We start from the raw sequence: 11744 nt of genomic DNA on the forward strand, positions 1-11744 counted from the left end.
AACTGCCGCGTCTGGAGCACGGGTCGGTATTCCTCTCGGGGTCAGCGGGAGTGGGCGAGCCGGTGGACGGCGGCCAGCGGGACGGGCAGCAGGGCCGGGCGGTGCCGCGCCTCGTAGACGGCCTCGTACACCGCCTTGTCGGCCTCGAAGGCGCGCAGCGGCACGGGCCGGCAGTAGGGGTCGGCGCCGCCCGCGTCGCGGTAGCCGTCGCAGAAGGCGCGCCGGTTGCGCAGGGCCCAGGCCTGCGCCCTGCGGGTGCGCCGCGTCCGGGGCCCGGGGCCCGTGTCGTCGGCGCGTTCGAGGACGTCGGCGAGCGCGGTGCGCGCGGCGTAGTCGAAGGAGCGCAGCATGGAGGCGACGTCGCGCAGGGCCGACTGCGGGCGGGCCCGCTCGGCGGCGGGGGTGGCGGGCTGGCCCTCGAAGTCGATGACGCGCCAGCCGTCCGCGGTGCGCAGCACCTGTCCCAAGTGCAGGTCGCCGTGCGTGCGTTGGACCAAGAGCGGGCAGCCGCGGGCGGCCATCGCCGCGTAGTCGTCGTACAGGGCGCCGAGCGCGGCGCGGTAGCGGGCAAGCGCGGGCACCTCCTCGATGGCCTCCTTCAGACGGCGGTGCATCCGGGCGGCGTCGTCGGCCACCTCGCCCGGCCCGACCAGGCTCTTCGGGAAGGCCTCGGCGAGCGCGGTGTGCACCTCGGCGACGGCCTGGCCGAGCGTGCGGGCGTGCGCGGTGAACCCGCCGGTGGCCGGGACCGTGCGGCAGCTGCCCTCGACGCAGTCGGCGGCGTGCCGCACCGCGCTCTGCCACCCATCGGACTCGGCGGGCAGGAAGTCCTCGACGAGCCCGAGCACCAGGCCCTCGCCGCCCGGCGCGTCGGTGTGCAGCGCGCCGTGCAGGCGCGGAGTGCGGGCGCAGCGCTGTTCGGTGAGGGCGCGCAGGGTGTCGATCTCGGTGTGCGGGCCCGGCTCGGGCCGCCGGTAGAGCTTGAGCAGCAGCCGTTCGCCGTACGCCACCGTGCTGTTGCTCTGCTCGGCGGTCAGCGCGCGGGGCACGAGGCCGACGGGCAGCGGCAGGGACGAGGTGCGCGCGAGGCGCGGGCCGCCGGAACCGCCGCGCACGGCCAGGGTGCGCAGGAGCACCCCGAGCAGCGCCGGGTCCTCGACGGCCTCGTACAGGGTCCAGCCCCGCCAGGGCCCGTCCGCCACCTCGGCGATGGCGGACGGGGCGAGGCGGGCCGGCAGGTCCGGGCGCAGCCCGAGCAGCAGTTGGTAGAGCCGCTCGGGGCCGCCGGTGTGGCGGGCTCTGAGCACGGCGTGGACCAGGGCCGGGGACTGTTCCCGCACGACGGTGACGGCCAGCGGGGCCAGTTCGGCGAGCGGGCCGCCGCCGCTCGCGAACCAGCGGCGGGTGACCAGCCACGGTTCGAGCGCGGGCAGCAGCGGGGCGAGGACCCCGGCCTCGGTGGCGGTGACGCTCATGGCGCCTGTCCCTCGACGACCGGGGTCAGCAGATGGGCGGGACCCCGCGAGGGCTCCAGGCGTACATAGGTGTGCGGATGCCAGGCGTGCAGGGCGCCGGTCAGCTCGTCGCGCATCTTCAGGGAGCCGTCGTCGGGCAGGCCGAGCGAGGCGAGGTCGAAGGAGACGGTGGCCTCGCTCGCGTGGTGCGGATCGAGGTTGACCACCGCGAGCACGGTGTCGCTGGTCCCGTCCGGCCGCGTCAACTGCTTGGAGTACGCGATGACTTGGTCGTGATCGGTGGGGTGGAAGCGGAGGTTGCGCAGTTCCTGCAGGGCCGGGTGGGCGCGGCGCACCGCGTTGAGGCGGGTGATCAGCGGGGCGATGGTGCGGCCCTCGGCCTCGGCGGCGGCCCAGTCGCGCGGGCGCAGTTCGTACTTCTCGGAGCGGGCGTAGTCCTCGGTGCCCGGCTCCAGGGCCTCGCCCTCGTACAGCTCGAAGCCCGCGTACATGCCCCACGTCGGGGCGAGGGTCGCGGCGAGCACCGCGCGCGCCTCGAAGGCGGGCCTTCCGCCGTCCTGGAGGTAGGCGTGCAGGATGTCGGGGGTGTTCACGAACAGGTTGGGGCGCAGGAAGTCGGCACTGTCGTGGGCGAGTTCGCTGCCGTACTCGGTGAGCTCCTCCTTGGTGTTCTTCCAGGTGAAGTACGTGTACGACTGCTGGAAGCCGGCCTGGGCGAGCGCGTGCACCATGGCCCGGCGGGTGAACGCCTCGGCGAGGAAGACCACATCGGGGTCGGTGACGCCCACCGTGGCGATGACCCGCTCCCAGAAGGCGACCGGCTTGGTGTGCGGGTTGTCGACGCGGAAGACGCGCACGCCCTGGGCGATCCAGTGGCGCAGGACGCGTACCGTCTCGGCGACCAGGCCCTCGAAGTCGGTGTCGAAGTCGAGGGGGTGGATGTCCTCGTACTTCTTCGGCGGGTTCTCGGCGGAGGCGACGGTGCCGTCCGCGCGGTGGGTGAACCACTCGGGGTGCTCGGTGAGCCAGGGGTGGTCGGGCGAGCACTGGAGCGCGAAGTCCAGGGCCACCTCCATCCCCAACTCCCCTGCTCTGACTACGAATTGACGGAAGTCGTCCAGGGTGCCGAGGGCCGGGTGGACGGCGTCGTGCCCGCCGTCGGCCGAGCCGATCGCCCACGGCGAGCCCACGTCGTCGGGGCCCGCGGTGAGGGCGTTGTCCGGGCCCTTGCGGTGGCTGCGCCCGATGGGGTGGACGGGCGGCAGGTACACCACGTCGAAGCCCATCGCGGCCACCGCCGGCAGCCGCTCGGCGGCGGTCTCGAAGGTGCCGCTGACGGGTGGGAGGCCCGGGGTGAGCCGTGCCCCCTCGGAGCGCGGGAACAGCTCGTACCAGGAGCCGACGAGGGCGCGCCGCCGCTCCACGAGGAGGGGCAACGGCCGGGAGACGGTGAGCAGTTCACGCAGCGGACGGGCGTCCAGCGCGGCGATCACCTTCGGGTCGGTGGTCGCGGCGAGCCGACGGGGGGTGGGGCTCGCTTCGTCGCGCAGCGCACCCGCTGCCGCTGTCACCGCCTCCCGGCGGCCTGTGTCCGGGGTCGCGAGGGCGGCCCGTTCGTGCAGCACGGCCCCCTCGGCGAGCGTGAGCTCCACATCGACCCCGGCGGGTATCTTCAGCTGTGCGTCGCGGCGCCAGGTGCCGACGGGGTCGGCCCAGGCCTCCACGGTGTAGGTCCAGAGCCCGGGGGCTTCGAGGACGACCGTCGCCTCCCAGCGGTCGGCGTCCGCGTCGACCAGTTCCATCGGCGTCCAGGGTCCCGGCCGGCCCGCCGGGTCGCGCAGGACCACGTTGGCGCCGACCAGGCCGCTGCCCTCGCGGAAGACGGTGGCGCCGATGGTCACGCTCTCCCCGGTGACCGCCTTGGCCGGCGCCTCGCCGCCGCGCACCTGCGGCGTGACGTCGAGGACGGGGATGCGGCCGCCCCGCGGGGCGGCCGGGGTCGTGAAACGGGCGGAGGTCATGGAGGTCATCGGGTACTCCTCACCACGGTGCGGGCCCCGGCGCGGGACGGGCGCTCCCGGTCCGCGAGGAGGTCGATGATGGTGCGGGCGAACAGATGGCAGTGGGCGCCGGTCCGCGCGGTGACCAGGTCGTCGTGGACGACCACGTCCTGGTCGACGTACTCGCCGCCCATGTTGCGCAGGTCGCCGAGCAGGTTGTTGTGGACGACCGCCTTGCGTCCGCGCACCAGGGACGGGACCGGGGCGGCGAGCCACATGCCGTGGCAGATGATGCCCTTGACGATCGCCGGGTCGTTGAAGGCCCGGCGCAGGAAGGTGGTGGCGGGCGGCAGCCGGTCGGGGTCCTCGGTGTAGCGCAGCCGGTCGGAGACCATGCCGGAGGGCACGATCACCGCCGAGAACTCCTTGAGCGCGAACTCGTCGATGTCCTCGAAGGATCGGTCCACCTCGAACGGCATCCGGTGCTCGTGCCCGGTGAAGGTCATCCGGTCCTGGCCCCAGAGGCGGGTGAGGAAGTGCACCTCGGCGCCTTCCTCGGGGAAGCGGTGCTGGTAGTAGAGGATCTCCGGTTCGTAGAAGTCGCTCTCCATCAGGACGGCGATCTTGTGGCCGGTGAGCCGCATGGCTACTCCTCCTTCCCTCGGCCGGTGACCAGGTCGATGAGGAACGGCCCCGGGGTCCCCAGCGCCTCGGCAACGGCCGCTCCGGCCTGCCCGGGCTTGTCGACGCGTACGGCCGGCACCCCCAGCGACTTGGCCAGGGCGGTGAAGTCGATGGCGGGCCGGCTCAGGTCGAAGATCTCGGGGTGCTCGTGGGCCGGCACGTCCACCGAGCGCCAGTACTGCTCGATGTTGTCCTCAAGGAGCTTGTAGCTGCCGTTGTTGCAGATGACGAACTTGGCGCCGATGCCGTAGCGGGCCGCCGTCCACAGCGCCTGGACGGTGTACATCGAGCCGCCGTCACCGGTGAAGGCCACAACCGTCTTGTCCGGATGGGCCAGTTGGGCTCCGATGGCGCCCGGGATACCGACGCCGAGGGAGCCGCCGCGGGTCTGGAACCAGTGGCCGGGCCGGGTGGGCGGCAGATGGCGGAAGAGGTCGGGCGAGGCGGTGAGCGCCTCGTCGAACAGGATCGCGTCCTCGGGGAGCTGGCGGGCCAACTCCTGTGCGAAGGCGGTGGTGGGCAGGGCCAGCGGGTCGAGTGCCGCCTCGTTCTTCTGCTGGTTCGCGGCGAGTTCGTAGGACCGCTCGGCGGCCCGGCGCCCCAGCCAGTCCTCGGCGCGCCGCCGGCTCTCGGGGCTCATCCGGGATTCCAGCGCGTCGGTGAGTCCGGCCAGGGTGCGCCTGGGGTCGGCGACGAGTCCGAGGTCGACGGGGAAGTTCTTGGCGATGGCGTCGGAGTCCAGGTCGATGTGCACGACCGGGGCGCCCGGCGCGAACACGCCGTCCAGGGCGGGATACACCTCGGGCAGCGCATAGGTGCCGACGATGAGGACGGCGTCGGCGGCCGCGGTGACCCGGCGGCTGTTCTCGCCGAACATGTGGCCCAACTGTCCCGCGTAGGCCGGGTGTTCGACGGACAGGTTGACCTCGGACCAGTCCGCCCCCCACACCTCCGCGCCCCAGGTCTGGGCGAGGCGGGCGAGCTCCTGCTGGGCGCCGGAGAAGTGCACCCCGTCACCGGCGACGACGATCGGCCGCTCGGCGCCGGCGAGCAGATCGGCCGCCCGGCCGAGCGTCGCGGGGTCGGGGGCGCTCGCGGTGTCGAGGTAGCTGACCGGGACGGCCGCCTCGGTGGTGGGCCGGTCCATCACGTCGGCGGGCAGGACGACGAGTACCGGACCGTAGGGGGGTGTGGCGGCCACCTTGAAGGCGCGGCGCAAGGTGCGCAGCGTGGACTCGGGGTCCACCACGCGGGTGGCCCACTTGGTGACCGGCTCGGCCATGGCCACCAGGTCGGCGGCCATCTGCGCTTCCATGTTCTCGTAGCGCAGACCGGCCTCGCCGGCGATCACCACGAGCGGGGCGTGGCCCCGTTTGGCCTGGTAGAGCATTCCGATGCCGTTGCCGAGGCCCACTCCGGTGTGGAGTTGGACGACGGTGGGGCGCCGGGTGGCCCGCGCGTAGCCGTCCGCCATCCCGACGGCAACGGCCTCCTGCAGCGCGAGAACGTACTCGAGTGAGGGGAAGTGGCGCAGTTCGTCGAGGAAACCCTGCTCGACCGTGCCGGGGTTGCCGAACATGTACCGGACCCCGTCGGCCTGCAGCTGTTCCAGCATCGCGACCCGCGCGGGCCTGCTGACCATGGTGTGCTCACCTCTCGTGCGGAACGGTAACTGCCTTGCCCGGCGCGTCAGTTGGCGAGGAAGCCCCACTGCCGCAGACCCTGCTCCAGTACCTCGACGACCTTTTCGCCGGTGAGGTAGGAGTCGGGCGTGGAGCGCCCGGTGATGAACGGGTAGTCGACGATGACCGAGGTCTCCTTGCCGAAGTTGCCGTGATAGGCGCCTCCGGGAGCGGTCGCGTCGCGCAGGATGTACTCCAGCGGGTACGGCGGCGGGCCGATCACGAAGTCGGTGCCCATGAAGCCGGTGCCGTCCTTGTAGTCGTACTCGATGCAGTGACCGGTGACATGCTTGCCCCGGATGATGCTGGTGCGGTCCTCCTGGTCACGGGCGAAGGCGAGCGCCGCGACGCCGTAGCACTCGGCCGCGATCGGCAGGTCGAGGCCGTGGAAGGCGAGGATCAGGTCGTGGACCCGCCAGTTGTTGGCGAGGTCGACGATGGGGCCGCTGCCGCCGACGATGAGGAGCGCGTCGTAGCGGCCCGCGATCTGCTCGCGGACCTGCTCCAGGCGGGTGTTGTACGCCTCCCAGTCCCGCAGGAAGTACGGCTTGCTGCGGTAGGGGCGGTCGGGCAGCCAGGACGACAGGTCCAGCGGGTCGTCGAGGCGGTCCGAGGTGTCGATGGCCCGGACCTTGGCGGCCATCTCGGGAGTGGTGACCGAGCGGCCGAGCGGCGGGTCGATGTAGTCGGGGTCCATGCTCGGCGGCAGGGCCGGGGCCCGCTTGCCGGTCGGGGTCGCGAAGCTGACGTGATAGCCGGCCTTGTCGAACGTCTCCAGGGGGCCGATCAACTCCTCGCCCCAGTAACCGTATTCGGACAGGACGACGAGGATGCGCTTGCTCACGGGAGTTCCTCTCCTTGGGGGTTCCACGTGGTGCCGGGGTCATGTCTAGGTCCGCGCACTCGGCCGGGACCAGCCCCCCGCGGCCCGCCGGACGGACATCCACAAGTGGGCGGACGCACTACGGCATGTCATGCTCCGGCCCAGGCCACAGGGGGTGGGAGGGCTCAACGGGCCCTTTTGTGCGGCGAGTTGCCGCAGCCCGTGGGGCGACTTCACGCAGTGCGTACCGGCCACCGGCCGGGCCGTGCGCGACGGCGGGGGCCGTGCCGAAATCGTGGGGCGGCACCCCGGCATGGGCGCCGCGCCGAGACGTGCCGCGGGCCCTGGGCCCGCGCACCGGAAGGGAGTCAGCCATGACGGCCGAAAAGACCGCGCCCGGCACGGGCATCGCCGCGTTCGTCCAGCACTGGTTCGACATTCTCAGCGACCACGAGCCGGTCGAGGAACTCCTCGCCCACATCGTCGACGACGGCCTGGAGATGGCCTTCCCCGAGCGCACCCTGCGCAGCCACGCCGACTTCCGCGACTGGTACGACGTGGTCGGCGAGGCCTTCAGCGACCAGACCCACGTCGTCGAGCGCCTCGACGTGAGCGAGGACGACGCCGGCGTCGACATCTCGCTCACCGTCGTGTGGACGGCCAAGCAGACCTCCGACGGCACCGTCGGCTCGTTCCGCATCGACCAGACCTGGCGCCTGGTGCGCGAAGCGGGCACCGGACGTCCGCTCATCTCCGGCTACCGCGTCGGCGACCTCAACCCGGCCTGAGTGCGCCCTAGTTGATCCTGGAGGTTCCATGTCCCCCGATTTGGCGGGCACTTCCCCCGGCCGCGCCTTCGACTACATCGTGGTCGGCGCCGGGTCGGCCGGCTGCGCCGTGGCGAGCCGGCTGAGCGAGGACGAGAGTGCGGCGGTGCTCGTCCTGGAGGCGGGCGGCTGGGACGAGCGCCCGGAGATCCACCGCACGGACGCGGCCGCGGTGTTCGCACTGCTCGCCTCCGAGTGGAGCCCCGACATCGACTGGGGGTACGCCACCGAGCCCGAACCGGCCCTGGACGGCCGCCGCATCCCGGTCGCCCGGGGCAAGGTGGCCGGCGGCTGCAGCTCCGTGAACGCGCTGATGTGGGTGCGCGGCAGCCGCCACGACTACGACCGCTGGGCGGCGCTCGGCAACCCGGGCTGGTCCTACGAGGACGTACTGCCCTACTTCCGGCGCTCCGAGGACTACTCGGGCGGCCCCTCCGCGCTGCGCGGCACCGGCGGCCCGGTCCGGGTGCGCGACCTCGACGACCCCACCCCGCTCGCCGAGGCCTTCGTCGCGGGTGCCGCCGAACTCGGCTACACCGCGCCGGAGTCGGACTACAACGCCGAACGCCAGGACGGCTACGGCTTCCTGTACCAGACCACCCGGGACGCGGCCAACAGCCGGTCGTCCACGGCCGACGGCTACCTGCGCCCCGCCCTGAAGCGGCCCAACCTGACGGTCGAGGTGGGGGCCCGGGCGACCCGGCTGATCCTGGACGGCAGCCGGGTGACGGGCGTCGAGTACGAGCGGGGCGGACGCCTGCACCGGGTCCGCGCCGAGCAGGAGGTCGTGGTCTCGGCGGGCGCGTTCGAGTCGCCGAAGCTGCTCATGCTCTCGGGGATCGGACCGGCCGCGCATCTGCGCTCGCACGGCATCGACTGCGTACAGAACCTGCCGGGTGTCGGCGGCAACCTCCAGGACCATCTGTTCGTGCCGGTCTGCTACCAGTCGCTCCAGGAGCACCCCGAGGGCGCGCTGATCTCCGAGGCCGGTCTGTTCACCCACACCAAGGACGCCGGGCCCGCCGCACCGCCCGACCTCCAGTTCACCTTCGGGCCCATCAAGTTCCTGGCGCCCGACGCCCCGGCCGACCACCACCGGGGCCCCGGCTTCACCTTCGCGCCGATCTCGCTGCTCCCGCAGAGCCGCGGCCGGCTGCGGCTGCGCAGCGCCGACCCGACGGCCAACGCGGTCGTACGCGCCAACTACCTTGCCTCGCCCGCCGATACGGATGTCCTGGTGCACGGCATCCTGCTCGCCAGGGAGCTCGCCCACACCTCCGCCTTCGGCCCGTTCCGCGGCGCGGAGCTGGGTCCCGGCGAGCGGGTGACCGACCCGCGCGAGCTGCGCGGCTACGTCGCGGCCCACGCGACCACCCTGTGGCACCCGGTCGGCACCTGCCGCATGGGCACCGGGCCCGACGCGGTCACCGACGCCGAGCTGCGGGTGCACGGCATCGACGGGCTGCGGGTCGCCGACGCCTCCGTCATGCCGACGATCGTCGCCGGCAACACCAACGCACCGAGCGTGATGATCGGCGAGAAGGCGGCCGCTCTCATCCAGCAGTCCCAGTCGCACACCTCACTTCGGACCGAGGGGAATCCCCATGCCCACGTCTGACAACATCCGGCTGTACGAGCGGTTCCTCACCGCGCTCAACACCGAGGACTACGCCGAGATCGCCCGTGTGATCGGCGCCGACTTCGAGGACCACCACCCGGGCTTCGACATCTTGGGCCTGGACTCCTACCTGGACGCCCTGCGCGGCGCGCACCGCACGCTCGGCATCCGGGGCGAGCTCCTGGAGACCATCGAGTCGGGCGACAAGGTGATCACCCGGGTCCGCCTTACCGGCACCCACCAGGAACCCGTCCTCGACATCCCGCCCACCGGACGCAAGGTGGAGTGGACCACCACCGAGATCTGGCGGGCCGAGGACGGCCGGCTGGTGGAGCGCTGGGCGGAGGACGACCTGTTCGGCCTGCGCGGCCAGCTCTCGCCCGACGAGGAGAACGTCGCGGTGGTGCAGAAGGTCTCCGACGCGGTCAACGAGCGCCGCTACGACGACCTGGACGCCCTGTTCGGCCCCACCTTCAAGGACAACAACCCGGCCTGGGACGTGCAGAGCCTGGACGAGCTGAAGGGCATCATCAAGGCCGCCCACGACGCGCTGGACTTCCGGGTCACCCTGGACGCCCTGTACGCCGCCGCGCCGGACAAGGTGATCATGCACATCACCTTCCACGGCAAGCACATCGCGCCGTTCTTCGGCATGGAGGCCAGCGGCAAGGAGGTCTCCTGGACCAGTCTGGAGGTCTACCGCCTGGAGGACTTCAAGGTCGTGGAGCGCTGGGTCCAGGCCGACACCACGGGCCTCATGCGCCAGCTCGACGTACCGCTGCCGTAGTCACGTCCACCGAGGAAGGGACTCCCCATGAGCACGAAGAGCACGCGAGAGATCGTCGACACCTACTACCGGCTCGCCAACGCGGGCGAGTGGGACGAGTGGTGCGACCTGTTCGCCGTCGACCAGACGATGGACGAGCAGCTCGCCGGGCACGTCGAGGGACGCGAGACGCTCCGGGACATGATGAAGGGCTTCCCCGAGATGTACGCCTCGTTCTCCAACACCCCGGTGCACATCGTGGTGGACGGCGAGCAGGCGGCCGTGGTCTCGCACATCTCGGCCGTCACCACCGGCGGCGACCGTGTGGAGGCGGAGGTCTGCAACTACTTCCAGGTCTCCGGCAGCCTGATCCACTACATGTCCAACCACCACGACAGCGTGCCGTTCGCGGCCGTCACCGGGGCGTGAGGCCATGTCCGCACCCGTCGATGTGAACGTCCGCTGGTCGCACGTCGGGCTCAACTGCCTGGACCAGAAAGCCACCGAGGAGTTCTACACCCGCTGGTTCGGCTTCGGCCGGGCCCGGGTCGTCGAGGCCGACGGCAGCCGCGTGGTGTTCCTGCGCAGCGGCCCGGTCTATCTGGAGCTCTTCCCCACCGACTCGGCGCCCGCCTTCGACACCGTCAAGGACGGGCCCGACAACCCGGGCGCTGCCCGGCACCTCGCCTTCCAGGTCGACGACGTCGACGCGTTCCTCGCGGCGGCGGGCGGCGAGCTGGAGATCACGCTCGGTCCGCTCTCGTTCGACGAGTTCATCCCCGGCTGGCGGACCGTCTGGGTCCGCGACCCCGACGGTGTCGTCATCGAGGTGAGCCAGGGCTACACCGACCAGTCCGCACAGGAGCTGCGGACGTACGCGTGAATCCGCACGACCGCAGGGGGCACGGCCGGTCGCAGGACCGGCCGTGCCCCCATGGGCACCATCCGACATCCCACGGAGTGAAACCGCATGACCGCTGTCACCGAGCAGACCGTCCTCATCACCGGTGCGACCGACGGCCTCGGCCGGGCCCTCGCCCATGAACTGGCCGCCCAGGGCTACTCGTTGATCCTGCACGGCCGCAGCGCCGCCAAGGGGCAGGAGCTCCTCGACGAGCTGCGCGAGAAGACCGGGAACCAGAACATCAGCTACGAGCTGGCCGACTTCGCCTCGCTGAAGGACATCGGTGCGCTCGCCGACCGGATTCTGGAGCGGCACGACCGGCTCGACGTCCTGGTCAACAACGCCGGCATCGGCGTGGAGCTGGCCCGCCAGGAGAGCCAGGACGGCTATGAACTGACCTTCCAGGTCGACTACTTGGCGGCCTACATGCTCAGCTGCCGCCTCGCCCCACTGCTCGTGCGCTCCGCGCCGGCCCGCGTCATCAACGTCAGCTCGGCCGGGCAGGCCCCGATCGACTTCGGCGATGTGATGCTGGAGCGTCGCTGGGACGGGGTGCAGGCGTACTGCCAGGCGAAGCTGGCGCAGATCAGCCTGACCGTGGACCTCGCCGAGCAGCTGGCCGGCACGGGTGTCACGGTCAACGCCCTGCACCCGGCCTCGTACATGCCGACCAAGATGGTGGTGCACCTGTTCACACCGCAGAGCACGGTCGCCGAGGGCATGCGCAATGTGGCGCGTCTGATCACCGACCCCGCGCTCGCGGAGGTCACCGGCGAGTACTTCGACCGTGACCGCCGCTCGCGGGCCGGCGCCCAGGCCTACGACCCGGCGGCCCGCGCCCGCCTTCGCGAGCTGAGCGAGTCCCTGACCGGGGTGGCCCTGCCCGCCCTGGCCTGACTCCCTCTACCCCGCCTCCCCTGCGCGAAGGTGCCCCGCCCCGGCCGAACCGGGGCGGGGCACCTTCG

The 11744-nt window shown here is 72.0% G+C and carries 11 protein-coding genes; 6 read left to right on the forward strand and 5 right to left on the reverse strand.

Going from position 1 to position 11744, the window contains the following annotated elements; translation table 11 throughout:
* Nucleotides 1–41: 41 nt before the first annotated feature.
* The 5 genes from IE267_RS17765 to IE267_RS17785 are packed head-to-tail and all read right to left on the reverse strand — an operon-like array spanning nt 42 to nt 6685.
* Nucleotides 42–1475, reverse strand: a complete 1434-nt coding sequence (locus tag IE267_RS17765; RefSeq protein ID WP_167152403.1) for a maltokinase N-terminal cap-like domain-containing protein — start codon at nt 1473–1475, stop codon at nt 42–44.
* Complete coding sequence (locus IE267_RS17770) at nt 1472–3505, reverse strand: alpha-1,4-glucan--maltose-1-phosphate maltosyltransferase (protein WP_308428819.1); 2034 nt, start codon at nt 3503–3505, stop codon at nt 1472–1474. The genes IE267_RS17765 and IE267_RS17770 overlap by 4 nt, the downstream gene beginning before the upstream one ends.
* Complete coding sequence (locus tag IE267_RS17775; RefSeq protein ID WP_189763883.1) at nt 3502–4119, reverse strand: DJ-1/PfpI family protein; 618 nt, start codon at nt 4117–4119, stop codon at nt 3502–3504. The genes IE267_RS17770 and IE267_RS17775 overlap by 4 nt, the downstream gene beginning before the upstream one ends.
* A gap of 2 nt (nt 4120–4121) precedes the next feature.
* A complete protein-coding gene (locus tag IE267_RS17780) occupies nt 4122–5801 on the reverse strand; it encodes a thiamine pyrophosphate-binding protein (protein WP_189763885.1) in 1680 nt (559 codons plus the stop codon).
* Nucleotides 5802–5848: 47 nt separating this feature from the next.
* Nucleotides 5849–6685 carry a type 1 glutamine amidotransferase domain-containing protein gene (locus IE267_RS17785; RefSeq protein ID WP_100575289.1) on the reverse strand — a complete coding sequence of 279 codons (837 nt, stop codon included), beginning with the start codon at nt 6683–6685 and terminating at the stop codon, nt 5849–5851.
* Nucleotides 6686–7038: 353 nt separating this feature from the next.
* Between IE267_RS17785 and IE267_RS17790 the strand changes: the two genes are divergently transcribed.
* From IE267_RS17790 to IE267_RS17815, 6 genes are all read left to right on the forward strand, one after another.
* Nucleotides 7039–7452, forward strand: a complete 414-nt coding sequence (locus IE267_RS17790; RefSeq protein WP_161249718.1) for a nuclear transport factor 2 family protein — start codon at nt 7039–7041, stop codon at nt 7450–7452.
* A 28-nt stretch (nt 7453–7480) separates the two neighbouring features.
* Nucleotides 7481–9109 (forward strand): GMC family oxidoreductase, encoded by a 1629-nt coding sequence (locus IE267_RS17795; RefSeq protein ID WP_189763886.1) that lies wholly within the window; start codon nt 7481–7483, stop codon nt 9107–9109.
* Nucleotides 9096–9896, forward strand: a complete 801-nt coding sequence (locus tag IE267_RS17800) for an ester cyclase (RefSeq protein ID WP_167152409.1) — start codon at nt 9096–9098, stop codon at nt 9894–9896. Before IE267_RS17795 ends, IE267_RS17800 begins: the two co-directional genes overlap by 14 nt.
* A 27-nt stretch (nt 9897–9923) precedes the next feature.
* Nucleotides 9924–10304, forward strand: a complete 381-nt coding sequence (locus IE267_RS17805) for a nuclear transport factor 2 family protein (protein WP_167152411.1) — start codon at nt 9924–9926, stop codon at nt 10302–10304.
* Between the two features lie 4 nt (nt 10305–10308).
* The gene (locus IE267_RS17810) at nt 10309–10758 is read left to right on the forward strand and encodes a VOC family protein (RefSeq protein ID WP_189763887.1); all 450 of its coding nucleotides are present in this window, start codon (nt 10309–10311) and stop codon (nt 10756–10758) included.
* Between the two features lie 87 nt (nt 10759–10845).
* Nucleotides 10846–11676, forward strand: a complete 831-nt coding sequence (locus tag IE267_RS17815) for an SDR family NAD(P)-dependent oxidoreductase (RefSeq protein WP_167152415.1) — start codon at nt 10846–10848, stop codon at nt 11674–11676.
* Nucleotides 11677–11744 lie beyond the last annotated feature (68 nt).

The organism is Streptomyces xanthochromogenes (assembly GCF_014650455.1).
Lineage (GTDB): Bacteria > Actinomycetota > Actinomycetes > Streptomycetales > Streptomycetaceae > Streptomyces > Streptomyces xanthochromogenes.